Source organism: Marinoscillum pacificum, assembly GCF_024714495.1.
In the GTDB taxonomy this organism is placed as follows: Bacteria; Bacteroidota; Bacteroidia; order Cytophagales; family Cyclobacteriaceae; genus Marinoscillum; species Marinoscillum pacificum.
In genome coordinates this window covers 317,206-344,129 of record NZ_JAMZMJ010000004.1, presented here as the reverse complement: position 1 = coordinate 344,129, position 26,924 = coordinate 317,206, and the positions used below count along the sequence as shown (strand labels likewise).

General features: G+C 39.7%; 13 protein-coding genes. 7 read left to right on the top strand and 6 right to left on the bottom strand.

Going from position 1 to position 26,924, the window contains the following annotated elements; translation table 11 throughout:
* Window positions 1–418: 418 nt before the first annotated feature.
* A complete protein-coding gene (locus tag NXS00_RS12670) occupies window positions 419–1,111 on the bottom strand; it encodes a LytR/AlgR family response regulator transcription factor (RefSeq protein WP_258099573.1) in 693 nt (230 codons plus the stop codon).
* Window positions 1,108–4,239, bottom strand: a complete 3,132-nt coding sequence (locus NXS00_RS12665; protein ID WP_258099572.1) for a histidine kinase dimerization/phosphoacceptor domain -containing protein — start codon at window positions 4,237–4,239, stop codon at window positions 1,108–1,110. Before NXS00_RS12665 ends, NXS00_RS12670 begins: the two co-directional genes overlap by 4 nt.
* Before the next feature lie 194 nt (window positions 4,240–4,433).
* Here NXS00_RS12665 and NXS00_RS12660 point away from each other — a divergent pair, with 194 nt between their 5' ends.
* Window positions 4,434–7,961: a sensor histidine kinase gene (locus tag NXS00_RS12660; protein ID WP_258099571.1), complete on the top strand. Its 3,528-nt coding sequence runs from the start codon at window positions 4,434–4,436 to the stop codon at window positions 7,959–7,961.
* On the opposite strand, the gene NXS00_RS12655 is transcribed toward NXS00_RS12660, so the two are convergent.
* Entirely contained in the window at window positions 7,958–8,647 is a 690-nt protein-coding gene (locus NXS00_RS12655; RefSeq protein ID WP_258099570.1) for a LytR/AlgR family response regulator transcription factor, read from the bottom strand. The two genes, NXS00_RS12660 and NXS00_RS12655, sit on opposite strands and share 4 nt — an antisense overlap.
* A 365-nt stretch (window positions 8,648–9,012) precedes the next feature.
* On the opposite strand from NXS00_RS12655, the gene NXS00_RS12650 reads away from it, so the two are divergent.
* Window positions 9,013–16,050 (top strand): Ig-like domain-containing protein, encoded by a 7,038-nt coding sequence (locus NXS00_RS12650; RefSeq protein WP_258099569.1) that lies wholly within the window; start codon window positions 9,013–9,015, stop codon window positions 16,048–16,050.
* 350 nt (window positions 16,051–16,400) lie between these two features.
* Here NXS00_RS12650 and NXS00_RS12645 read toward each other — a convergent pair whose 3' ends face one another.
* The 3 genes from NXS00_RS12645 to NXS00_RS12635 form a co-directional block, all read right to left on the bottom strand.
* Entirely contained in the window at window positions 16,401–17,450 is a 1,050-nt protein-coding gene (locus NXS00_RS12645; RefSeq protein ID WP_258099568.1) for a phytase, read from the bottom strand.
* Window positions 17,451–17,645: 195 nt separating this feature from the next.
* Window positions 17,646–20,465, bottom strand: coding sequence for a TonB-dependent receptor (locus NXS00_RS12640; protein WP_258099567.1), 2,820 nt, complete (start codon window positions 20,463–20,465; stop codon window positions 17,646–17,648).
* Between the two features lie 212 nt (window positions 20,466–20,677).
* On the bottom strand, window positions 20,678–22,345 hold the full coding sequence (locus NXS00_RS12635) for a tetratricopeptide repeat protein (RefSeq protein WP_258099566.1): 1,668 nt from the start codon (window positions 22,343–22,345) through the stop codon (window positions 20,678–20,680).
* Between the two features lie 289 nt (window positions 22,346–22,634).
* Between NXS00_RS12635 and NXS00_RS12630 the strand changes: the two genes are divergently transcribed.
* From NXS00_RS12630 to NXS00_RS12610, 5 genes are all read left to right on the top strand, one after another.
* Window positions 22,635–23,870, top strand: a complete 1,236-nt coding sequence (locus NXS00_RS12630; protein WP_258099565.1) for a site-specific integrase — start codon at window positions 22,635–22,637, stop codon at window positions 23,868–23,870.
* A complete protein-coding gene (locus tag NXS00_RS12625; RefSeq protein WP_258099564.1) occupies window positions 23,861–24,994 on the top strand; it encodes a hypothetical protein in 1,134 nt (377 codons plus the stop codon). Before NXS00_RS12630 ends, NXS00_RS12625 begins: the two co-directional genes overlap by 10 nt.
* Before the next feature lie 119 nt (window positions 24,995–25,113).
* Window positions 25,114–25,419: a helix-turn-helix domain-containing protein gene (locus NXS00_RS12620; RefSeq protein WP_258099563.1), complete on the top strand. Its 306-nt coding sequence runs from the start codon at window positions 25,114–25,116 to the stop codon at window positions 25,417–25,419.
* A gap of 110 nt (window positions 25,420–25,529) precedes the next feature.
* Window positions 25,530–26,561 carry a hypothetical protein gene (locus tag NXS00_RS12615; RefSeq protein ID WP_258099562.1) on the top strand — a complete coding sequence of 344 codons (1,032 nt, stop codon included), beginning with the start codon at window positions 25,530–25,532 and terminating at the stop codon, window positions 26,559–26,561.
* Window positions 26,558–26,839, top strand: coding sequence for a hypothetical protein (locus NXS00_RS12610; protein WP_258099561.1), 282 nt, complete (start codon window positions 26,558–26,560; stop codon window positions 26,837–26,839). The genes NXS00_RS12615 and NXS00_RS12610 overlap by 4 nt, the downstream gene beginning before the upstream one ends.
* Window positions 26,840–26,924: the final 85 nt, after the last annotated feature.

Here is a 26,924-nt window from a genome sequence, read left to right as displayed (position 1 = left end):
TGCAGGTTAAAGGCCGATCAAAATTGATTTGCTAGATCAGTCCATACTTTTTCTCGTTGAAATGGGATTTTCTAATTTGAGCTTTCTATCACCATATCGATTTGATTGGTGTTAGACAACTGCCATTTTCTTGAAAATCCTATCAACTAGACGAAGCGCATTGCATTTAATTGAGAAAAATTGGTGCGGATGTCACTGAAAATCAAAAAAATGTTGTGAACGACACGATTTTGTATGAGTTTGACATAGCGATTCGATGAATAAGTGTATTCTACAGACTAAAAAGTTTAAAAAACGCCAGAAATAACTGCTGAATACTTTCTAACGGTTTGGTTAAGGCTGGCCAGTTGGTTGGTTTTTTCAACTGCTTGAAAACCAAATAGGACGGAAAAAAGGGATGTTGGTTATCAGGTGTTGGTCAGATTTGTTCGAGCATATCCATCAGTTCTGATTTATGCTTTCTGGAGATGGGTATCTTTTGATCATCGATCATTAAATACTGACCATTTACCGCTTGAATTTTGGAAATGTTAATAGCGAATGAGCGGTGCACTCTGATAATGTTGGATTCTTCAACATCCTCCAGGAATTTCTCTAGTGAATTTCGAGTAAGATGCTTCTTACGAGATGTGAAAATTTCCAGGTAGTTATTGTCCGATTTCACATAAGAGATATCAGCTACTTCTAACTTGACATTTAGATCGTTTTCCTTGATCATAATTGATTTAGCGGAAACAGCTTTTCTGGCTTTTATCACTTCAACTGTGGCATGAAGATCCCCAACAGTAAAAGGTTTCAATAGATATGCTGCAGGTTCGGTAGATGCTGCAGCACGTATAGTTTGTGGATCCGAATATGACGTTAAATAGACAAACGGAATTTGATATTTCTCTTTAATTAGAGAACCTATATCTATTCCATTTTTATGATCATTGAGATTTATGTCTAATACAATGAGGTCAATAACATCTCGTTTAGATTCCAAGCTGGCAGTAGCTTCTTTATAGTTTTTGGCCACACCTAACACCTGGTAATCCAATTCACTGAGCATTTCTTTGATCATCTCTGCAATCATCAGCTCATCCTCGACGATCAGAATATTGAAACTCATCGGTTTTTGGGTATAGTTAATAAGAATTTTTGTCCTTTATACTCTAAAGTGGCATCTGTCTGCTGCACTAAGATATTCATTATTTTGAAGCCAAACCCTTTCGTTTTAGTGATATCGAATCCTTCAGTAAGTCCTTGCCCATTGTCCCAATATTCGAGGAATGTCTGGGAATCAGATTCTGATACATGTACGTAAATTACGGGCTTTTCGATATAGCTAAAGGCATATTTGAACGAGTTGGTGATCAACTCATTGAAAATCAAACCGATGAAAATCGACGACTTCATGTCCATTTTGATATCGCCAGCCTCTATTTGGATACCAACAGATTTGTTGGTTTCGAACAGGGTATGCAACTCAACGAACAATTCTTTGATAAAGCTTGAGAAATTAATGTCGACAGTATCATCAACGTCATATAAGTTTTGATGGACTAAGGCCATGGTTTGAATTCTTGCCTGACATTCATCTAGTATGATTTTCACTTCTTCACTAGAGGATGCCCGCGATCGTAAGAAGAGTAAACTCTTTAAGAATGTTAAGTTGTTTTTTACCCGGTGGTGTACTTCCTGTCGAAGTACTTCCTTTTCCTCAAGCTGCCTTAATACTCGCTCCTTTTCATATACGAGCTCTTCGGTTCTTTCCGCAACCTGCGCTTCCAGTTTCTTTTTGTCTTGGATGGTCTTCCGCTGTTTAAATAAGAAATACCCAATGATGAGTCCGGAGAAGGACAAGAAAATAAATAGAAGGAACCAGGTGGTTTGATACCAATAGGGTGTGATGGTGAAATGGGTTTTCCAAATGTTGCTCTGTTGATTTCCATCCATGGCGTATACACTCAGTTCATATTGGCCATGTGTGAGTTCATTAAATGGGATGTTGGTGCCTGTAAGCGTATTCCATTTGGCACTACTTGGTTGTCCCTCGCGCTCTAGTTTGTAATACAATGCAGCATTTCGACCCCAGTTGATGACATTGAATATGTATCTGAGGTTGTTCTGTTGTGCTACTTCTAAATCATGTGGATTGGAAATGGTACTGTCATTTATAAGCAGCCTATTGAGACTAAGTTTTGGGTTGTGGCGCTCCAGGTTTCGAAATTCAGGATTAAATGTCATCAACTGATTGCCTCCCAGGAGAAAGATTTCACCATGATGATCAATGTTTAGGTTTTCATTGTCCAATACGTTAATGCCATACTCATTACCGTATAATTTAGCTTCATAATCCTGATCTCCTTCTAGCCAAATGACACCATTTTTTGTCATCAATAAGTACCTATTGGCTCCTATTTCCAGGATGTCTTTTACTGTATTATTTTTAAGGGTTGGGTTTTCCAGTTTTACCTTATTACCGGTTTTATCAATCATTTCGATAAAACCAGGTTGACAAAACCACTGTCTACCTTGAGAATCCTCAAACACAAAGTCAACCAAGTTGCCTGACAGTAAGTTATTGGCATTAATGTGCTGGTATTGATTATTTTTAATTGCAATAACTCCATTAGCTACTGTTAGTGCAAGCACGATCCCACTAGCGGAAGTTGTCAATGATTTGAATCGGTAGTTTTTGAAATCTGCTGTATTTGAGTAGTTCAGAAAGTAACCATCAGAAAAGCAAATCAACCTATCAGCCAGATCTTGCCCCCAAATATTGCCTAAGTTGTCTTTTTGAATAAAGTAAATGGTGGAGTCTTCACTTAGGTTTTCATTAATAGTATAATAAGTGATGTCATTTGACTGGAGAAGAGTCAGTCCTTGATCGGCATTAGATAACCAAATATCATCTTCATTTTCTATGAGACCATCTAGACAATATTTACCGATTCCATTGTAAGCAATCAGTTGGTCTTGGTGTTCTCTGTATATGCCACTATTGGTCAGGTACCAGGTGTTTTCGCTATCCGATATGGCATTTTTTATCAAGCCAACTATGGGTTTGTCGCTATTACTAAAGAGGTATTCATCTATACGCGATACACCATCAAGTGCATCTCCTACCCAGAGGTTGTTAAAATCATCTTTTAATATGGCATAAGATGCATTATTTACTAATCCTTGACGTGCTGTTACTTGTAAAGCTTCCTGGTTATTCTTGATTAGCACTACTCCTTTACTGTAATCGGCGAGCCATAAACCATGTTCGTTGCCTTCTATGTAGAAAATACGATGTTGCTCTGTGTTGTCCCATTTGACGGAAAAAAGTGAATCATTGCGGAACTTCATTAAATACCCGGTAAACTGACCAAAATAAATTTCCTGTTCATATTCATATACTGACCGTGGAGTATTGAAAACTCCAGGTCTGTCATAGTGATAGAGGCTGTCATTTTGTATGTATGAGATGCCATCGTGACTATAGACCAACCATAGCCGATTCTCTGAGTCTCTGATGGTGGCACTTACAGCTAAAACTGGTAGCTGGTCTCGGAAGTGGAGGAGGCTGTCATTTCTAAGGACAAAAAGACCGTTGTATCGAGTGAAAATGAAAACTTCTCCGGTTTTTTTGCATTCATTGAACCCTTTGAGATGAGTAGGGCCAAAAATTTGAGATTCTGGAAGGTATAGATGGCCATCCTGGATGTACCCAGTAAAAGCATCGGTACTAATCCATAAGCGTTCCTGATGATCAAAAAAAAGGCTTCTGATGTTGTGGAATGGGTGGTCTTTAGCTCCACTATAAATTTCTAGTTCTTGACCATTGTAAATGACTAAAGACTCTTCTGTACCAAAATACATGCGTCCATCACTACCTTTGGCCAATGCTAATACCTGATTACTAGGTAGGCCGTGAGCTTTATCCAAATACTTAATGTTGGCAGTAGATTGATCCTTGAACAGCATGCCTCCAATAGTGGCTACTCGTTCTCTTTTTTCAAGAGGGTGCTTTTCATAGGTTGTGGGAATGTGTTTTGGTTTGATTACACACTTAAACTGAAACGGTGACCCCAGGTAATCTGTCTGAATTTTCGTAGGAGGTTTTGCAGAGGCAATGGTGTCAATACTGGCGGTTCCATGTCTTACAAATGCTCTGGTTTTAGAAGGTTCTGGAAGTTTTTTCCATTGCAGAGTTGATTGGACAGAGCAATGTAGGCCAACGCAGAGAAGAATTCCTGTAATTAACTTCAATCGGGTCAAGTGGGTTGGAAGTGATATTGAAAGTTATAAAACAGTCTTTTGACGGGGTAAATATAATGACTAACTATCTAAATCGGTTGAAACCAATTCTCAAGCAGCTGTTCATGGTCAATGAACTAGACCTGATCTAAATAAGAACAAGAGAAATTATAGATATTTGTTCACGTCAACAACCACCATCGATCTTGCGCATAAGTCAGTCGGCATTGTATATTATTCTCATTAATGGCCTGTTAGCACTATTATTGGCTGGTTCATGTCAACAGAAAAAGGCAGTGGACTTCCCTGCTGAAAATATGGAGTACCCATATCCAAATCGGTTCTCTATAGTCCCAAGGCAAGATAGTCTTAGCAAAGAGCCCATCGGTACTGTTCTTTCCAGTCCAAAAGTCAATAGCATTCAAACCCCGCAGGAGTCAAGTAAGAAAGAGGCTCACCCCAATATTCATAAGATACCAGAGCATCTTACACGTCATATCATAGATAGTGATTCACTGCTTAAATCCACATTTATTACGGCGGTAGAAGACCCTGCTACTCATTTTGTGATCAACTCTCTTGGAGATACAATACCCACAGGATCCTGGATGCTTTTAGTTGGTGCTGATATGGATTTCCCTCCAATGCCAAGTACTCCTGGCTCTAGACCAAGGTTTAAAGATCGTTCCACTAGTAACATTCAGTATTTAGATGTAGATCAGGGAATGGCATCTTCTTATGTTTTGTCGATAATAGAAGACAAAGATGGTGCGTTGTGGTTTGGTCACCTGGAAGGAGTAAGTAGGTATGATGGAGTCAATTTTACGCACTATACGCAGAAAGATGGTTTTTTAACCGTATGGTGTTCTTTACTGGCCTCTGACGGTACCCTTTGGTTTGGGACTTTTGGAGGAATTATCAAGTATGATGGCAAGCGATTTATTCGATACAGCGAAGAAACAGGTTTGCTCAATGATGAGATTAAGTCAATAACCGAAGATAGTCAGGGGAATATCTGGTTTGGAAGTTTAGCAGGACTGACTAAATATGATGGGAGTTCCTTTATGCACTATACCTCAAATGAAGGGTTATTGGATGAAACAGTCAATGCTCTATTAGAAGACCGCAATGGTGTCATATGGTTGGGGACAGAAAATGGGGTGATCAGTTTTGATGGTACATTGTTTGAACAGTACACCGTCAATAATGGGCTAAGTCACCGCTCGGTGATCTCGATTTTTGAAGATAGTAACGGCAATTTATGGTTTGGAACGGACGGTGGTGGAGTCAATAGGTTTGATGGTGAGTCTTTTGTGCAATACACTACCCAAGAAGGACTAAGTCATGATGTGGTAAGATCGATTGTAGAAGATGATAATGGAGTGCTGTGGTTCAATACAGATGGAGGCGGTGCTAATCAATATACAGGTGATCGTTTTATTACCTATCAGGAAAGAGAAGGTTTGTATGCAGATGTTTATGCCTCTTTTGTGGATAACAGTGGTAAGCTTTGGTTTGGCACCAATGGCGGAGGAGTAAGTGTTTTGGCTCCTAACAGTTTTTCTCATCTTAGTGAAGAGGAAGGGTTATCCAATAGCTATGTATATGCCATTGCTGAAGACCGCCATGGGAATCTATGGTTTGGTACAGACGGTGGAGGGGTTAATAAATATGATGGTCAACTTTTGATTCACTTCACAGAAAAAGATGGGTTGGCGGGTAATTCTATAGCTTCTATTATTGAGGATAGCCATGGCAATCTGTGGTTTGGAACTAGTTTCAGTGGATTAAGCAAGTTCGATGGCGAGAACTTTGTTAATTACAATGAAAGTCATGGACTCCCAAGTAATAGCATACAAGCTATTCAAGAAGATGAACATGGAGGTCTCTGGTTAGGTACCGATGGAGCGGGAGTTTTGTGGTTTGATGGCGAGCGGTTTCTTCAGTTTACTACCGAGGACGGACTGAGTGATGATATTGTCAATGCTATAATTCAGGACAAGAAAGGTGATTTGTGGTTTGGGACAGATAATGGCCTTACCAAATTTAATGGAGAGGTTTTCACGAGATATAGTGCCAACGAAGGCTTTGATGTTGGTGATATTATTGATTTAACATTGGATCATAGCGGTAACATTTGGATTGCAACACGAGGAAGTGGAGTGTTTCGGTTTGATGGAATAGAGTTTATACAGTATACTACTTCGGAGGGCCTGTCTTCAGATGTCAACTGGTCTATTGTGGAAGATCATAACCACCATATCTGGGCAACCTCAGAAAAAGGACTGAATGAGTTTATTCCAAAGTCCCCAGATGGGATGTACAAAATCATTTATTATCAACAAGGGGATGGCCTTAAAGGAATTGATTTTCTAACCAATAGTATTTGTCTGGATCACAAAAACCAGCTGTGGCTGGGTAGTGGTAAGAGCCTAACAATGGTTGACCTAAACACTCATCAAAAGCCACAGCATATACCCAATGTATTCTTACGACAGTTGGATATTAACGGAAAGATGATTGATTATCAAAAGTCAGAAAAAAATGAAGACATTGGGATTCATTATGACAGTGTTCAGCGGTTTGAAAACTACCCAATTAATGCGGAGTTAACTGCCGAAAACAATCACTTGACATTCCATTTTACCGCTATAGATTGGCAATCTCCTTTCGACCTTGAATATAGTTTTGTTCTGGATGGATTCGAAAATGAATGGAGTAGCCCTATTGTCGATTCCAAAGTCGACTATCGAAATATACCACCCGGGGATTATACTTTTAGAGTACGAGCAAGAGGCAAAAGTCAACTATGGAGTGAAGAGGCTACACTACAATTTTCCATACTTCCACCCTGGTATCAAACCTGGTGGGCTTATTCCTTGTATGTAGCGTTGATCATTTTAATTGGATACAGTTACACTTATTGGCGTACTCAAAGCCTCTTACGTCAGAAAAAGATGCTTGAAGATACGGTAGCCAGTCGTACGGCTGATCTCAAGAAACAAAAAGAAGAAATAGAGATTCAGGCTTTTGAATTAGAAAAGCTCAATGACCTGAAGAGCAAATTTTACTCGGTAGTAGGACATGATCTTCGCTCACCGCTCACCAAACTATTTGCTACAGTGTTTAATATCAAGCGAAAGCTGGCTATTAAAGATGAAGAGACGAGTAAGGCTTTTTCTGAATTTGATAACTTGTATCATAACTTTAATGAATTGCTGGACAATGTGCTCGACTGGGGGTTGATAGACTCTAATAGTAAAAAAGTGGTTTTGGAATCTCAATACCTTGATGAGATTGTAGAAAACATTGTTGAATTATATCAACCACAGGCCATTGATAAGAACATTGATCTGATTTACAATGCCTCAATTTCGGAAGACCTTCAGGTGAACATTGACAAAGGAAGTATGGAAATCGTCCTTAGAAACCTCATCAGTAATGCACTCAAATTTACTTACGAAGGTGGCTCTGTATCCGTACAAACATCGGCTGAAGAACAATTCGTCTATGTAAAGGTGAAAGATTCAGGAATCGGGATCACGGAGGATAAACTTGAAACTATTTTCGAAATCACAGAAAAAAAACAAACCACAGGAACCAAAGGTGAAAAAGGCACTGGTTTAGGCTTGAAACTGGCTCATGATTTTGTGCTTTTGAACAAAGGTGAGATTAACATAGACAGTACACCTGGAATAGGTACTAGCATTACTATTAAACTACCGCTTGATTAAGCAAATCGCTGAAATAGTTCTTGCTTGTAAGACCTGGAAATGGGGCATTTGATATCTCCTACGATTACGTGTTGTCTGCTAAAAGAGCTCACCTTCAACAAATTCACCACATATGAACGGTGAATTCTGACAAAGTTGGAATAGTTGTTTTCCTTCAAAAATGATTCTAGAGAGCTTCTAATAAGGTGCTTCTTCTGGTTCACATAAACTTCCAGGTAGTTATTGTCTGATTTTACCAGAGCCACATCATTGGCAGCAACTTTGATCACTTCGATACCGGTGTTAATTTGAATCGTGTAGTCAATTTCTTTTTTGCTTCGAATAACTTCAATCGTAGTGAATAAATCCTCTTCAGTAAATGGCTTAATAAGATAAGCTTCCGGGACCGTTTTGGCTGCTTTTTTAACCGTGTCTATATCAGCAAAGGAAGTGAGAAACAGGAATTTAAGATCAAAGTGTTCTTTGATGTAAATCGCTAAGTCAATGCCGTTTTTTTCTTCCTTCAGATCAATATCCAGAATCACCAAATCGATTTGCTGAGATTCCATTTGTGAGATTGCTGATGCATAAGTATGAGCAATTCCGACTACTTCATAACCCAGGTCAGATAGCATAGAAGAACACATCTCAGCGATGGATGCTTCGTCATCTACAATCAGTATTCGATAGCTCTCTTTGGTTCTCATGTGGTTGAAATGAATTCGGAAATTTAGTGAAGTGATGGTGATTTATGAAGCTGTTAGCCTTTTATCATGATAATAAGCGTTACATCTGTCAGACTTTCTATCTCCAGATTTTAGTCCAATTAACATGCCGTTTCGTCGAATGGCTATGTCAAACTCATACAAAAACGTGTCGTTCACAACATTTTTTTGATGATGACCTTACTTCTCCACTAGATTTCCGAGACATTAAATCCGCCTGATATATGAAAGTGAAAGATTACAAAATTGTTCCATTTCATTTCTTGACAACCTTGAAAACATTAGACCTTTTCGAGAAGCTCTGTCACAAAAGAGCATTTGACAAGAACCTAAATTCAACTACAAATATGAAGTCAATAAAAATTTATTTGGCTGTAGTACTCTCCTTAGTATCTATGGCTATTATAGCTCAACCCGCCTGGAATCAGCTTGGTTCTGATATTGATGGGAGTATGGGCGATGGACTTGGCAATGCCATGGCCATGTCTACAGATGGATCGATCGTGGCAGTAGGTGCAGCTAGTGCTAATTCCCTGCAGGGATTAGTCAAAGTGTATCAATATAATGGATCTTCCTGGGAACAACTAGGGTCAACCTTATCTGGTAGTCAGGCAGGTGATTCATTTGGATCGTCAGTAAGTTTAAGTGCTGATGGAACAACCCTGGCAGTTGGGGCTCGCACAGCCGATGGTACATTTGGATCAAATTCTGTAGCTGGATATGTTAATATCTATACATATGATGAGACTAATGGTTGGCTACAGAAAGGATCTACAATTAATGCTCAGGCTGCCCAGGAGAATTTTGGGCAATCAGTAAGTCTTTCTTCGGATGGAAATGTATTAGCCATAGGAGTGCCAGGTGCTGATGGAAGTGCTTCTGCTGCAGGGACTTCCAGAGTATACAAATGGAAAACTTCTGCCTGGGGGCAGGTAGGAGCAGATTTGGATGGCGATACCGACTATGAAACAAGTGGTATGTCGGTCAGCTTGGCTGTTGCAAACGGAGATACCATCGTAGCTATTGGTTCACCAATTTATACTACTGGTTTTGAGAACGAAGGAAGGGTTCGAATTTTTAATCGCAATACAGGTGTCTGGAGTGTATCTGATGAATTTGTAGGTAAAGATTATTTTAATTTAGGAACATCAGTTAGCTTATCGAATGATGGAACTCGCTTGGGGGTTGGTGCACCGCAAGATCTGATCTTCTCACCTGGCCCTTATTTTGGGTTAGTGATTGTATACGAGTATAGCACGAGCTGGGAAGTACTGGGTGATACGATTAAATCATCACTTGAGCTGGATCAATTTGGTAACTACTTAGATATTTCTGGTGATGGGAGTCATGTCATTATTGGAGCACCAGGGTATGTAACAAATGATAATCAAAACGGCCGTGCGGAAATTTGGTCATATAGCACTAATTGGGAAAAAGTAGGTGTTAGCCTGGAAGGTGAAGCAGAGTTCAACGTTTTTGGAACAGCCTTGGCTATTTCCGAAGATGGGTCGATTGTAGGAGCTGGTAGCCCTATTAATGATGGTGGTGGTGCCGATGCAGGCCATGTAAGAATATTTAAATATAGTACACCAAATGTAGTTCCGGTCATTACAGCAAATCAGAGTTTTGATGTGTCTGAAAATGCCGCCAATAATACAAGCGTAGGAACGGTTCTTGTCACTGATGTGAACGAAGAAACAACATTTAGTAGCTGGACAATAACTGCTGGTAATAGTGATGGTGTTTTTGCGATCAATGGAACTACTGGTGAGATCACAGTAGCTGACAATACCAGTCTGGATTCAGAGGTAACTCCAAGCTATACATTGACGCTTACTGTAAGTGATGGAGAGCTCACCTCAGATGCAGAGACAATTACCATTAATGTAGTAGATCCAGCAGCGGAATTTACTTCTGCTTCTGCGATTAATTTCGCGGAAAATAGCATGGCAGATGCTTATACGGCAGAGACTAATGAAACATCCGTTACGTTTAGTCTCGGTACTGATCGTGACGAAGCTTTGTTCAGTCTGATGAACGAAAATCAGATCAGCTTCACTGATGCTCCGGATTTCGAAACGGCACTTGATGCAAATGCCGACAATGTTTATGAAATAGAGGTAATCGCGGAAGATGACGGTGGTAACATTACTACATTGGTGGTGTCAATCACTGTAACTGACGTAGTATTTGAATACTCTGGTGGAGCTGGTACGGCAGCTAGCCCATTCCTATTAACTACCAAAGCAGACTTAAAAGACCTAAGTGAGAACAGCTCAGAATGGGCCTTACACTTTAAGCAGACAGCTGATATGGAGTTTGACGTTCCGGATTTTGAGGAAGGTGGGGATTTTTACAATGATGGCCTGGGATTTAGCCCAATTGGGAATGATGATATTAGTTTTTCTGGTAGCTATGATGGAAGTGGACATACCATTACCGGACTTGTCATAGACCGGCCAGACCAGGACTATATTGGGTTCTTTGGGAACATTAACTCCAGTGGTTCTGTGCAAGATTTAGGCCTTGTTAATGTGAATATAAAAGATGGCCACTATTATGCTGGAGGTTTTGTCGGTTATAATAATGGTACTATTAGTAGATGTTTTGTAACAGGGTCAGTTTCAGCATATGAACACTTGGGCGGTTTTGCAGGGGCTAATTCAAGAACCATAATCAACTGTTATTCTACAAGTGATGTTTCTGGTAATTATACTATTGGCGGATTTATTGGTAACGCTCTAGATGGGCAAGTATCAAACTCCTTTTCGGCGGGATTTGTAGAATCGGAATATGAAGGAGCAGCAAGCGGTATGATTGCAGAAGTTGAGTATACCGCTTTTACAAGTGCCTTCTGGAACACGGAAACAAGTGGGCATACAAATGCTGTTGGTCTTGGCGGTGGTTCAGGTATCTCGGGCTTAACCACTTCTGAAATGCAGGATCAGGCCTCTTTCACAGGTTGGGATTTCACAGATACATGGCAGATGGACAATGGGTGTGCGAATAATGGATTTCCTATTCTCGCATGGCAGGCAAACCCAGAGATACCAATTATTACTGTAGAGTCGGCATTCACCTTTGACACTCCAGAAGAGGTTTCTCTTGTAACTACTGCTAATGAAGGATCAACCATCAGTTGGTTTGCTTCGGAAGATGCAAGTGAGGCACTATCAACAGGAAGTCCCTTCGTGCCGACAGGTATTGATTATGGAGTTACCTCCTATTGGGTCTCTGCTTCGAATGATGATTGCTCTTCTGCCAGACAAGAGGTCACCGTAACGGTACAGTACTTATACAGTCCAGACGCTGAAGGAAATTATGGCGATGGATATGAAGAGAATCCATTCCTTATAGCAACTGAGGCAGATTTAATATTCTTGAGCGAACATAGCGGTGACTGGGATAAACATTTCGTGCAGTCTGCTGATATAGAAATGACTCAATTTATGAGATGGATAGGTGGATATGAGGAGGTTTTTTCAGGAACCTATGATGGTGATGGGTTTAAGATCATAGGAATGCAAAATACTATGTTTGGAAAAACTGCTAATTCTTTAATTGCTAATGTCTATTTAGTTGATGTAGACATTGATGGCTATTATGAGGCAGGAGGTTTGGTAAACACTAATGGAGAAGGAGCAACAATTAGAAATTGCGCGGTAATTGGTACAATAAATTTAGAACCTTCATCTGGCAATGGACATGCTGGAGGTTTGGTAGATTATAATCTGGGGTCAATTTATAATTGTTATACTTCCGGTACTCTCATAGGTGATGGAGCTGCCTTTGGTGGACTTGTAGCCTCAAATGGAGGTTATATAGAAAAGTCTTATTCTACAATGAACGTTAGCGGGTCAGGTACTCTGGGAGGGTTGATAGGATCACTTTCTACTGGGACTGTTTCAAGTTCCTACTGGAATACTGAAACAAGTGGTTTAACCATTAGCGATGGAGGTATTGGCCTCACAACTGCTGAAATGCAAGATCAGACTTCATTCTCCAACTGGGATTTCTCTAATACCTGGCAGATGGACAATGGCTGTGTTAACAATGGCTTCCCAATTCTGGCATGGCAGGAAAATTTGGCTCAGCCGGAAATTACGGTTTCTAATCCCGAGCCTCAATGTGATGAAACAGGTGGATCGTTAAGTTTTACACTTGTGGCTACAAGTACGACAGGAGAGATTAGTTGGTATGATTCTGAAGCAGATGGAACTCTATTAAGTACAGGAGCTACCTTCGAAGTATCAATTAATGAGACCACATCCTATTGGGCAGAGGCTACTAATGGCCAATGCAGTACAGATAGAGTAGAGGTAATAGCAACTGTATTATCAGCATGTATAGAAGGATCCGGAACGGAGGCAGAACCTTATTTAATCAGCAATAAAGCAGAGTTTTTATTGGTAAGTGAGAACCCTGGACTTTGGTCTTCAAATTTTAAACAAGACGCAGACATAGTCTTCGAGACATCAGATTTTGATTCATATGTTTTCCAGCCAGTTGGATCTTTGGATAATCCATTCACTGCAACTTACGATGGTGGAGGTCATACGATAAGTGGCTTAAAAGTGGATCAAACAGAAGGAGCACTTTCTGGAATGTTTGGCTATGTTAAAAATGGAGTGATCAAAAATCTAGGATTGATTAATGCTGAAGTGATAGGTGGTTCGTTTGCTGGCGGCATAGTAGCTGTGGTTGAAGAAGCTACCTTAGACTCTGTTTTCTACAGAGGATCAGTTTCAGCTGATCAGGCTGCTGGTGGACTGGTAGGTTTGGGTGTGGGAGTAAGTTCCATTAGCCATTCATATTTCGTAGGTACTGTAAAAAGTGGTATTGCTGCTGGTGGACTTGCTAGTACCGCTGAGGGTGGCTCTGTTAGTATTCACAATAGTTATGCAAGAGGAACTATTGAAGGCACTTCGTTTTTGGCTGGTTTAGCAATAGCCACCACCACTGTTACCAACTCCTATGCAGCGGTGCAATTCATCGGAAGTGAGACAACCGTCTATCCAATCTCATATAATGGGACTGTTGTGAATTCATTCTGGGATGTAGAGCTTAGTGGTGTCACCGAAAGTGAGGTTGGAGAAGGATTGACTACTGCCGAAATGAAAGATCAAGCATCATTTACTGATTGGGATTTCACCGATATCTGGCAGATGGATAACGGGTGTGGCAATGGTTCTCCGATTTTCGTATGGCAGGAAAATCCTCAACCCCCTACCCTTACCATGAATCAGACAGAGTACGTTTATACTGACCCGAATGATGTAGCATTAGTAGCTACAGTGGGAGAGGAGGCTGTCGTGAGATGGTATGAGACCAGTATTTCAGAAGAAGTACTATTTGAGGGCAGTCCATATGCTCCTGCCTTGAGACCTGGCACCTATACCTATTGGGTAGCGGCTGTTTCTGGTACTTGTGCCAGTGAGCGCATTGAGGTCACTGTAGATATCGATTATGAATATGGCGGAGGAGACGGTAGTGCAGGGAACCCTTACCGAATTTCTATTAAAGAAGACCTACAGGTACTAGCCCAAAAATCAGCTGACTGGAACAAGCATTTCATACAGACAGCCGATATCGTTTTTGAACCTGCAGATTTTCAGGAGGGTGGAGATTATTACAACAATGGGTATGGGTTTAAACAGATTGGTAAATTCCTTGGAACGTACGACGGAGACAGGCATAAAATAGCAAATATCGAAATGTACGGCAACCAATCCTATTCTAACGGAGTTTTTGCCTGGGTTATAGGAGATATTATGAATCTCACTCTGGAGAATATTACCATAATGAATGCCAGCACAACATGGATAGGTGGATTGGCGGGTTATTTAGGTGATGAAGGAGTAGCAGCGTCCGTTAAGAACTGCCATGTTTCTGGAATCATTGAACACAATAACACTTCTTCATGGGTCGGAGGGATAATTGGTGAAGCCTGGACTGGCACTATTCACCAATCCTCAAGCCATGTAAATATACCTAATAAATCCACGGCTATTGGAGGTATTGTTGGAGCGATAACTAATAGTACGGTTAGTGAGTGTTTTAATGCTGGAAACCTTAACCCTACCGCCTCAATTGAGTCTAGATCTGGAGGAATAACTGCCTTTATAACGTACGACTGCAAAATCGAAAATTGCTATAACAAAGGAAATGCCGCTATAGGAGTGTTTGCTGTTAATAACGGTTCTGGAAACAGTGTGAAAAACAGCTTCAATATTGGCCAAACCCCTTATGGTTTCGGAACCAATGTTGCAGAATTTAACACAATATCAATTTCGAATAGTTTTTGGGACACAGAGGCAAGTGGCACAACAGACGGTGGAAATGCAGGTGGTGTTGGTAAGAGCACTGCGGATTTGAAAACCCTTAAAACGCTTATTGCTGCAGGTTGGGATTTCACAGGTGAGTCGACCAACGGAACGGGTGATATCTGGCAGATGGATGAAGAGACGGGGTATCCTATTCATGCCTGGTCTAAAGAACAAGATCCGATTATTTATATTGAAGGATCAGTGGTGGATGAAAATGATGCTGTATTTACAGCTGGTGAGGTTAGACTGAGAATAGATCAAAATACCGATCCTGAGATCATTACACTTTCTGAATCAGGAACATTCTATGCTGAGATATTAGCCGCAGAATATGTAGTGTCAGTTAAGCCATCGGCTGCAGATACTTATTACCAAACTTACCTGGGTAATACAGTTACATCCTCTGCTTCTACTAAGCACTCTGGCAATCAGTCTGGTCAGAACATCAAAATGCAAAAAAGAGAAGTGTCAAACTTCTTGACTGGTCCTAATAGCTTAAGTGGTGTAGCGATATCATCTGATCTAGGTGGTGGGAGAGTTGTTCTGGGAAGGATACTTGAAGGAACCCCACTTGTAGGTGTATCAGTCTTTTTAATTAGGATTTCTGATCAGCAAATTATGACAGAAGTAATTACAGATGATAATGGAGCGTTTGAAATTAAGGGAATTCCTGACGGAGATTATCAATTAGTGGTTAATATAGATGGTGTGCCAGTGAATCTTGCAGCATCCACGATCACTTTTGATGAAGAGAATTCTAAACTGACAGTAACAGCATTAGTGAGCGATGAAGGAGTGACTTTGTCTGTGGAAAATGTTCTTGGCGTGGAAGACCAAATCAAACTTTCCATCTACCCGAACCCTGCCACAAAGTTTGTAAACGTACAGGTATCTGGTGAAGCTTCAGTGCGCATCATAGACCTGAAGGGAACAGTGATCACCGAGAGAACATTTATCGATGAGATTGAGCTAAATGTAGAAAATCTGAAAGAGAGCATCTATCTGATGGAGATCCGAAATACAGATGGCGTATCAGTAAGGAAGTTGATTAAGAAGTAGTTAGTTATTCTTTGTCAAGCAAATAATCAATTTGACATCCTCTAGGGTCAGGGGTAAATCAAATTGATTTTCTCTTCTTTCCCTTTAGTCCCGATAATTATCGAGAGGGGTAGAAAGAAAAACTTGTAAATAAAACTAAGGCGCAGACCGCTATTTAGCGGATTTGCAAAGAGTCGGCCACCTGGGGTGGTCGACCTTTTTTACTAGACTAAAGAGAAACTCGTGATTAAGCGAAACGAGGTGTATTGATAATAGAAGAAAAAGGCTGCCTTAAAGGTGGCCTTTGTTCTTTCAATAAAAAAAAGGCTCCCCTTCGGAAGCCTTTTAGAAAATAGGTATTTGAGAAAATGTTATTTACTTAAGATGCGTTTTTCCAAATCACGCCAATCGTAGATTTCAAAGGTTTTGTTATCTGACATGGCCACAAACAATCCTTTTGGAAAGTCCGGACCTAAAGCAACTGAAGTAGTTTCAGACCCATCACTAGACATAGCAGTCACAGGAATCGTGGTGATTAACTCATGCAGATGTGGGTTTTCTGATGATCCTTCGCGAGCAAAAACCTGAAACTGATGGGCTCCCTGATCGGATACGATGATGTAACCCGTTTTAACTCCTGTTTTGTAGATCGAAATACCTTCACGATCATCCGCAAAACCTGTTAATCCGAACTGAGCCAATTCTTCATTGCCTTTTTCTGGGTCCGCATAGTACTTGCGAACTCCAAAATGCTCATCAGAATAGTACACATAACCAAGCTCTGCATCTACGGCTATCGCTTCGATTTCTTTGGTGCCACTAAACTGCCCAAACTTTCGAACCAATTTGCCAGTAACTCCCAGTGAGTCGCTCACTAGCTCATATTGGTAGAGGTAGTTGTCAACATTGGTAGTTCCTTCTTTTCTGCTGACGATAGCATATAGTTTGTTATCTGCCGTCCGCTTATATAGTGCTACACCCATCACCTGGTTGTTTAGGCTATCATCTTCAAAAACTTTGATGCCACCATTGTCAACCGGTTGTAGGTCTGGTACCCTAAATACTCGTATCTGACCTTTGCCTCTTTCTGTTGCTACAGCGACATCAATAGTGTCTCCATTCAGGACAAAATCATAAGCTAGATCTACGTTATTGGGTCTATCCAAAGGATATGCTTTACGGTCTGTTAGTAAATTACCTTTCAAATCAAAAGCATAAACTCCTCCATCCTGTTCTTGCTTGTCTGTTCCCAGAATCAAGCTATTGGCGGGATCTTTTTTGTTGATCCAGATGGCTGGATCATCGCTATCATAAGTGACAGAGTCGGTAACGTAAATGGGTTTTATGGCGGCATTCTCTGGTTGCTTGGACATGCAAGATGCCAAAAGACCAACCACGAGTATGCTATATGAATATCTCATTTTCTATCAAATATTTAATTGAGGAGGTCTCAAAAGGTGTCATTTCGACGCAGCCTGCCTGCCGGTAAGGCCATAGCCGTCAAGGCAGGGAGAAATCTTTCTCTTTTTTAAAGAACTGGATTTCATTGCCCTGTCTACTGACTGGTTAGCTACAAATGACTTTTGAAAAGGACTTTTGAGACACCGTTTGTAGTTTTATTTGTTATTGAATAAATCAAATTTCACACCGGCATTGAAACGCGAGTTATAATATTCCATTTGCATGGTTCTATCTTTTGTTCCCTGATAATATCTCAGTGGCTGATTAGTCAAGTTGTTACCTTCTACGAAGAATCTCCAGTTCTTGGTGATAGCATATGAAGCGTTTACATCCAGGAACAACTGTTTATCATAGTACCTGTCAGAGAATGCATCTCCTCCCACTTCATCTACATAGTCACCAGAGTAGTTCAATGAAGCTCTCACAATCAATTTCTTGGTTTCGAAAGATAACGATGCATTAAAAAGGTTTTTAGCCGTTCCTGGTAAGCCTAAGTCATCTCTAAGGTCACCATCTTCGTTGGCTAAGCCAGTTGCGTTTGAATTTGTATAAGTGTAATTCAAGTAAATACCCAGACCTTTCAATGCTCCAGGAAGGAAATCCAGTTGTCTTTGGAAAGAAGTTTCTATTCCATTGATTGTTCCTGTTCCGCCGTTTTGTGGTTGATAGATATCAAATCCATCTGCATTTTCAGTAGCCTGCACGTAGATGAAACCATCCACGTTTTTGTAGAAATAACCGAAGGAAATTAAACCTATTGTTTCAAAATAGTTTTCAGCCATAAAGTCTAAGTTCATAGAAGTTGTAGGCTGTAATTCTGGGTTTCCAAGAAAAATTTCTTCATCATCTGGCCTGTTATCAACATACGGTACCAAATCAAAGTAATTAGGTCTTGCTAATGAATTAGTCCAAGCAGCCCTTAAGATGAGGTTCTCAGTAGCATTGTACTTGAAGTGAACACCAGGCAACAAATTGGTATAACTGTCAGTATTGGTGATTTCTTTTACGAAATCTTCTTCATTTTCTACTTCGTTTCCTGTGTATTCTAGCGAGGTATTTTCTACTCTTATACCAAAAGTGGTACTCAAACTAGGTGTCAAATCATATTTAGCCATTGCATAGCCAGCAATAATCGTTTCTGTCGCCAGATAGTTTTCAGCTAGGTACTCATCTGGTTTAGCTTCACTTTCAAACCGATTGGCATTTGTGAGATCTAAAGATCCAAGCCATTCACTTGTTGCAAACGAGCCTGCTTGATATTGACTTCCAGGTAGGAATCCATCATCTGTTTTGTTGGTCAAAGGAACTTGATTTAATGACTCGAACTCATCGTCGATAAAACTGTATGCAAAGAACGACGTGTTATTACGCTCTTTTTCTTTTAACCTAAATCGCGTTCCTACTTTCACAAACCCTTTTTGAGCCAAAGGGAGCTTAAGGTCTATTCGTCCATTGATATCAGTCTCTTGTGTGTACTGCTCTTCTTCAGTAATTTCATCCAATTCAAATGCAGAATAATCTGTAAGGCTTGGATCATTTCCTGCTAATGAAAACCCATCACTCGCGGCAGGGCTGAATAATGGTTTTCTTGGATTTGATAGATCCTGATAATAGAGTATTCCTTGAGGCTCGTCCTCACCATCTATTTCCACTTCTGGCTCTGCTACGAACACAGCATATCTTTCATTCAGTCGTTCTTCAGAAGCTCTGGACCATGCACCCATCCAGGTAAGTTCAGCTTTACCCAACAGATGCTCACCACCTAATGTAAATGTTTTTACTCGTTGATCTTCCAATCTATGATTGTTTATTCGGTCATTTCCTATGCCTCCTTTTGTTTCACGCTCTACTTTCTCTACAAAAGAGATTCCATTAGCATCCGGTTCGCCAATGTCTGCAAGTACTACTCTGTATCTGTTTTCCCAATCATCTCTCCAGTTGTACATGCTGGTTAAGAATATCTTGTGGCTTTCATTGAATTTGTAATCAAGATTCAATGAGGCACTTCTTCTCACGCGCTGTACTTCATAAGCTCTGATTTGGAACTCCTCAATATATGCGTCGATATCATCACCTTCAGTCCATTCTGCTTCGATATTGTCCGAACCAAAATTGTGATTGTTGTATGAAACAGAAGCAACTGCTCCTAATTTGTCATTGAAATAGCGATTTCCATAAATCAAACCTCCGGTCCAGATTGGTTTTTGTGACAATGCATTGTAACCACTTGCCAACGTACCAGAAATACGCTCTCCGGATGGATTAGATCGAGTCACTAGGTTTACAGAACCACCTATAGCGTCCGCATCCATATCTGGAGTGATGGCTTTGTTCACCTCAATAGACTGAATCATGTCTGAAGGAATAAGGTCCATTTGTATGTTTCTGTTGTCACCCTCCGCAGATGGAATCCTGTTTCCGTTGATCATTACCGAGTTGAGCTGTGGTGCCAAACCTCTGATAATGATATTTCTAGCTTCACCTTGATCACTCTGCATGGTGATGCCTGGGATACGCTTCATAGCATCACCAATGTTAGCATCTGGAAAACGACCAATCTGGTCAGCAGCTACTACGTTCGTGATGTTGTCATTAGTGCGTTGCTGGTTTAGTGCTTTGGCCTGACCTTTCAATCGGTCTCCAAGTACCATTACGCCAACTCCCATGATCACACCTGGCTCCAGATCTGCATTCAGTTCATTAACGCCATCGGTCAAATTGATTTTTTCTTCTTTAGATGCGTATCCAATGTAAGATACCTTTATGGTATGCTCGCCAGTTGGCAAGTTTTGGATCAGGTAAAATCCATCAATATCGGTAATACCACCTGTATTTTGCAGGTCAGTAACCTGAATAGTAGCTCCAGGCATTCCCAGGCCATTCTCGTCTAAAATTCTTCCTTTTAAACTTACCTGTGCATGCACTGCTATGCCTATAAGCAAGCAAAGTGATGTAATAAGTAAAGATTTTTTCATCGGTTGTCTTGTCAGTGTTTTGTTCGATGGGCCAATGATAGATTCGGCATATTAACTAGGTGTGAAATGGCCATCAACAAAACGGCAACAAGGGGGTGTGTGACCGTATACAAAAAAGCAACAGGATTTTATAACTATCAGTAATACAGGTGGATATATGTTAAATCGATGTTAATCTCAGTGATTTTTAATATCGCTTAAACTGGAGTTAATTAACCTATGTTGAGGATATAGGTATACAAGTTAGAGCCTTTGTCCAATCCTAGTTTTTTACGAAGACGATATCTGGCGATACGCAAACTATCCTGAGAAATACCCATGATGGCTGCCATGTCTTTGGAGTGCAGATTCAAGCGGATCATAGCACAAAGTCTCACTTCCGCAGGGGTTAGCTTTGGGTACAACATTTTCAGTTTTTCGAAGAAATCAGAATGTACCTGCTGGAACACCGTTTCAAATTCATGCCAATCATCGTCAAGAGTGAAATTGAAATCAATGGATTTGATGAGTTTCTTGATTCGTTTCTCCTGAAGTTCTGGTTCCCCTTTTCTGATGTCTTTAAGTCGTGATTTGATGTCATTCAGAAATTCATTTTTCTGGATCATGTGCAAGGCACTTTTGGTCAGTGACTTACTTTTCAAATCCAACTCCTGGAGCAATTGCTGTTCTTTGAGTGAAGTGTTCTCCAGTTCTGTTTTGAGTTTTTGTTCATTCAGTTGAGTATTCTCTAGCTGTGTTTTTGCCAATGAAGCTTCTGCTTCAAGTAATCGGTGCTGTTTGGCGTTTTTAGATTTTTGCTGATAGAATATAAATCCTCCTAATAGGAAAAACAGGCATACAGCTCCAGAAGAAATGATGGTAAGTGTATGATTGAAGGATCGCTCTTGTTCCAGTATAGTGATTCGCTGTTGTTTTTGCTCCAGTTCATAAATGGATTGGGTTTTAGCAATTTCAGTTGCTATCTGATTGCTAAAGATCTCATCGGTGAGTTCATAACTTCGGTTCAGGTAATAAAATGCTTGTTTGGGATCATTGAGTGCTTCAAATATTTTGGAAAGATCTCTGCAAGCACTTTTAATTTGATAATCTAGGTTGGCTGCTTCAGCCAAATGCAGAGCTTTTATACTATAAGAAAGTGCAGAGTCAAGGTTTCCCAGTTTACGAAAGGAATCCCCTATATTATTGATGTTGACAATCGCTGCTGCCTGATTGTTGTTTTCCTGGTTGATAGCAAAGGCCGTTTCGAAATGTTTTTTAGCTTTTTCAAACTGGTTAAGGTCCTCATAGATACTGCCTATGTTGTCATGAATATCTGCAGTGGTGTTCTTACCAGCTTTAGAGAGGATGCCTAGCGCTAAAAGCTGATAATGGAGTGCACTATCGTACTGTTCGGATTTTTCATAATAGTGTCCCAGACTGCCAAAGACTTGAGCTTTTCCTTGATCGTCATTTAGTTGAGTAAAGAGATTTTGAGCTCTATGCAAATAGAGGAATGCTTGATTGGCGTTGCCAGAGCGTTGGTAGACTTTGGCTAGCAGCAGATTAGTTTGCGCTTCTTCTATAGGCAATTCCAAATCTTCATATGTAGATAGCGCCTTGTTGAGATGTTCAATGGCTTGACTTAGGCCTCCCATTTGATACAGAAGACTACCCATGAGTTCAGATGCAGCCCCTATGCCATTAGAGTAATTCGCTTTTTCGCTTTGATCAAGGGCTTGACGGGTAATAATTAAAGCCGTATCACTTTGTGTGAATTGGATATTTTCAGCTAATGCAAGTAGTTCATCCACTTCAGGGTTTTGAGATGGAAAGTTGCCGTCATCACAAGCAAAGAGTGATGCTGTAAGTAGAGTAACAAGCAAAAGTCGCTGCAGCAACATGTAGAAGTTGATGGGTTCCTTACGAAAATAGGTGAGCTAAAAAGAATTTCGAGTACTTTAAAAAAACGATAACATCGATTTAATGTGTAGGAAATGGAGGGACTAAAAAACAAAAAAGGTGACTCATTGCTGAATCACCTTTCTGTACCTCGGGCGGGACATAGCCGTTTTTGAGATTGGTTTTTTCTGATTTTTTTTATCTTCAGTTTAAGATGGGTTTAATGGTTTCGTTTGTTTAAACCCACTTAAATGAAGTTAATGTTTTTGTTTGCCACCAATCTTTCCACCCATGGTTAATCTGAGTTTTTATATAAATAATCAAAAAATTTCTCAGTCCGGGTTTGCTCCGATCTATATGCTCATCACCTTCAATGGTCAAAGAATCCGGAAAGCGGTGAAACAAGTACGTGTTAAACCCGGACATTGGAATTCCAATAAAGAACTTGTAAAGAAGCCCACATCTTCGGAAGACTATAATGGTCATGAAGAATTTAATGAGCGCCTGGAGAATATTCGGGAATCTGTGCACAAGATCAATCGTCATGTACTGAAGTTTGGTTCAAAATTGTCCAAGGAATTTATTCTGAAACGTATCGACAATCCAAATCTAATTGAAGTTGATCGAAAGTCTTTTTTCCAAACGTTTGATGAATTCATTGAGGTAAGCAAGTCTTATAAAAAGGAGCGAACAATCAAAGGAATTCAAACTGTCAAGAGTCTTCTGGAGACCTACCAGGCAGACAAAATGCTAAAGCATGACTTTGAAGAGATCGATCAGGAATATTTTGAATTACTGCGGAGCTACAGTTTCCAAGAGAAGAAATGGAGTATTAATTATTTCAAGAAGATCATACAAGTCTTAAAAGCATTTATGCGGTGGTCAAAAGAAAGGGGATATCATTCAAATGAGCATTACAAAAATTTCAAAGCCAAGGAGTCTGAGAAGGAAATTATATACTTAACAATGGATGAGTTTCAAACTCTCTATGAATTCAATTTTAAGTCTAAGAAGTTGTCTCATGTGAGAGATATTTACTGTTTTGCATGTGCGACTGGCCTACGTTTTTCTGATGTTATCAGCTTAAAATCATCCGAGGTTTATGAGGATCATATCTTAAAGCGTATTCATAAAACGAACGAGGTAAATGTTACCATCCCATTGAATAAGTTTAGTAAACAGATCCTTAATAAGTATAAAGAAACCATTTGGGATCCTCTTCCGAAGATTTCGGCCCAGAAGTTCAATGAGTATATAAAAGATTGTTGTAAAGATGTCGGTATTACTAAGCCTGTAACAATCTACAATGATTCGGGAGGAGTTCGTACACAGGAGACTAAGCCGAAATATCAATTGATCACTAGTCATACAGCACGCAAGACCTTTGTGACTAATTCTTTGATCTTAGGCATGCATGAGACAGTTGTAAAAGAGATTACAGGCCACAAAAAACAGGAATCATTTAGAAGGTATGTCAAGGTAGCCGATAGTTATAGAAAAAGTGAAATGGACAAAGCATGGGGTTAGACATCAATTCTAGTCTATACGTTTTAGGTTTGAAAGACCCACTTAATGATAAAGGTTCAATCCAAAGTGAAATAGAGGAAAAGGTCATTAGTCTGGAGCATGAACTTATACCACTAAATGACCCCTTTCTTGTTAAGCTCTATGCTGCTTTCTGGATTGATCAAACCCTAGATGCCATAAGGCTATTGAGATCATATGATGAGTCAAAAAGTCAGTTGTGGTTTATTAGAAAGCAACTAACCGATGATATTAAGAATGATCCATTTGAATTACTCGAATACGTCCACTCTCCATTTTACATACATCAATTTCATAACCGCCTTCAGGAACTATCAAGAAATCGGGATCCAGAGCAACTTATAAAATCAGAGCAGTTAAGACGTAGTATTCGCAATTACTTGTCTCAACTGCATACTCAGTTTGAAAGAGTGGACTATTCAAGGGTGCAAATGTTATTAGGCGTTGAATTGAATATTTCTTTAGTTCCACAAATAGGCTTTCACACTCAATGCTTAAAATCAAAAATTTATAGTTCTGATCTACAGCTTGATAAGAACGAAATTGAATATAATGAGTATCTGAGTTGCACGACTAGACAAAGTCTATTTCAGTTCTATGAGGTATCGGCTTTTTACCATTCATTACTCCATGATATTGATTTTTACTATGACTTGGATGAGCTCGACAGTGGGTCTTTTTATACTACCAGGTTCGTTCAGTGTAATAATCCCATTCCTTTAAGAAAGTTCTTAAAAGCCGCGAATGACTTGAATATTATTACTATCGATCAACCCACAATTGATGAGATAATATTTCTATTTTCTGAACCTAGAGGCAACATTCAAAACTTCATGGAGGACCATCTTCCAAGTCATGAAATGCCTACTTTTTCTGTTGTTGAAGATGTCTTTTATCATGATCTTAAAGTATTGATCAAGAAAATGTTTGAAAGAGGATATATCACAGGAAATAAAACAAGTACATCTAAGCTTCTCGCTAAATTATTTCCAGGTCCAAAAGGAATGTCTTTTGATTCCATCTATGAGAGCCTAAAAAAATATAAGAAGATGAGGTTTAAACGAGTTAATGAATACCTCATTTTAGGCCATCCGAATATTTCTTGAATTATTTTTCTTGGGATTTGACGTGCTGTATTGGCTTTTCTGGGCCAACTAGAAAAAGGGGTGTTTTTTCGTGAAATCATTGTTCAGCTTAGCCACATACAAATCAACTAAAGACGATTATGAGAGAGTCAGTGATGGTCAACATGTCATTAAATGAATTTAAAGACTTTGTGAAAGGGATTCTTTTGGAGGCATCTGAGGATAGAATAAGACTGGGTGAGCGAGATGAAGAGGAGCGTCCAATTAACCAAAGAGAGGCGGCAAAATTCCTTGATGTTTCAGAAGTAACTATTATCAGTTGGAAAAAACAGGGGAAAATACCTTATGAACAGTTACCTGGAAGTGCCAAGGTTAGGTTTTACAAATCCCAATTGAGAGCAGTGATACAAAGAAATCCTCATCTACTCCAAGCATCTAGAAAATAAAAAAGCAACTCATCTCGAATGGGTTGCTTCTTATATAGAAACACTATGTGCTCCTCAATGTTCTTGCCAAGCTAAGGTAGGCATAGTGGTTTTCAAATCAAAATATCGCTATGAACAATTATCTTGTACCTAAATGGGTGTTGGAATACAATATACCTAAGAAGGATGCCTTTAATTCCCTTAAGAGCTATAAAGAAAGGAGTATTTCGTCTCAACGAATTCGAGGATCTCACCAACTTCTCGCTCGCTACCTGCTCAATTTTGTGATTGAGACTTGGAATGAATCCTCAGAAAAGGAACGTGAATTAGGGTTTTGTACAACCACTAACTGCAATTCGCTAGCTAAGTTATGTGATTGTACTTCACGTAGTATTCGTAATCAGATTAAACGACTTAAAGAAACTGGCATTATATGTCGGTCGGAAATGACCGGCAGGGGGCTTAAGGTATATCTTAATCCAAACGCTATACTATGTTCTTTCAAACCAGAGAGGAAAAAAGATCACCCTTTAGTTCTTGAACCTTTAACTGTAAAAAATAAAACTATAGGTGTTGATAACACGACCAAGAACTATCCCAAGAACACTGAGGAGCAACGGGTTTCCCGAGACACTATGACCGGTTTATATGTCAAGTGTCCGGGGACCGGCTCTATGAATGAACATGCCAAGGTTTTTTGGAACTTCGCCAAATTCAAGATTTACCGGGATGTTCGATTTACCGAAAGACGCGAAAAAGTACTGATTGGCTTAGTTGAAAAGCTATTTACTACAAAAATGACTCATTCTGACAAAGACTTGGGGGATGTTTATTTATTACAAATGAAATACCTGAGTTATGCCTCTGATTGGTTTGATAGGCACCCTGAAGTGTTACCACCTGATCCTTATCATTTTTTCTCCCTGGAGAGATCTGGCTTCAGGTTCAATAAGATAGAGGCTTGGCACAATCAAAAAGAACGAAACTTGAAGCAAAGACGAGTAAGGGTCTCCGTGAAGAATGAAATTAAAAACTCCAAAGAGTCTCTAGGTACTGGCTTAGGCATTATGATTAAAAAGCATAGTGAGCAGATTTCCTCATTTGGCACCCAAAGAATGAACCGTTGGCTCATTAATCAATATGTAAACCACAAAATATTATGAGTATCACCTTCACGCCCAAAATGAAATTAAAGTCTCAAACCAGAATGTGGGTGAAATGGAAATATCTAATTAATGGATATCCAGATATGATTTACTGGAGTTTTGAAACGGAAAAATCCGTTAGATCAAGAGACCTAACATATGGTATGAAGAAATTAATTAGTCTGGCTAGATCAAGTCATCTTGTAGGCAAATACGAAGTAGCAATCATCTATAATACACAGACCGATTTACCACTAATGAAATTTGTAGATGGGAAGGAAGTTACTATTGATTAGGCTTTATCAAAACCATCTGAGAATAAGGTGTTCTGATATTCACAGTAATCCTTCTGGAACATCGGGAATACCATTAATACCATGT

What these genes read in the sequence shown, in the direction of transcription:
- NXS00_RS12650 (WP_258099569.1), top strand. Translation starts at nt 9,013, where the DNA reads ATGAAGTCAATAAAAATTTATTTGGCTGTAGTACTCTCCTTAGTATCT.
- NXS00_RS12625 (WP_258099564.1), top strand. Translation starts at nt 23,861, where the DNA reads ATGGGGTTAGACATCAATTCTAGTCTATACGTTTTAGGTTTGAAAGAC.
- NXS00_RS12645 (WP_258099568.1), bottom strand. Translation starts at nt 17,450, where the DNA reads ATGAGATATTCATATAGCATACTCGTGGTTGGTCTTTTGGCATCTTGC.
- NXS00_RS12670 (WP_258099573.1), bottom strand. Translation starts at nt 1,111, where the DNA reads ATGAGTTTCAATATTCTGATCGTCGAGGATGAGCTGATGATTGCAGAG.
- NXS00_RS12640 (WP_258099567.1), bottom strand. Translation starts at nt 20,465, where the DNA reads ATGAAAAAATCTTTACTTATTACATCACTTTGCTTGCTTATAGGCATA.
- NXS00_RS12610 (WP_258099561.1), top strand. Translation starts at nt 26,558, where the DNA reads ATGAGTATCACCTTCACGCCCAAAATGAAATTAAAGTCTCAAACCAGA.
- NXS00_RS12655 (WP_258099570.1), bottom strand. Translation starts at nt 8,647, where the DNA reads ATGAGAACCAAAGAGAGCTATCGAATACTGATTGTAGATGACGAAGCA.
- NXS00_RS12630 (WP_258099565.1), top strand. Translation starts at nt 22,635, where the DNA reads ATGGTTAATCTGAGTTTTTATATAAATAATCAAAAAATTTCTCAGTCC.
- NXS00_RS12635 (WP_258099566.1), bottom strand. Translation starts at nt 22,345, where the DNA reads ATGTTGCTGCAGCGACTTTTGCTTGTTACTCTACTTACAGCATCACTC.
- NXS00_RS12615 (WP_258099562.1), top strand. Translation starts at nt 25,530, where the DNA reads ATGAACAATTATCTTGTACCTAAATGGGTGTTGGAATACAATATACCT.
- NXS00_RS12620 (WP_258099563.1), top strand. Translation starts at nt 25,114, where the DNA reads ATGAGAGAGTCAGTGATGGTCAACATGTCATTAAATGAATTTAAAGAC.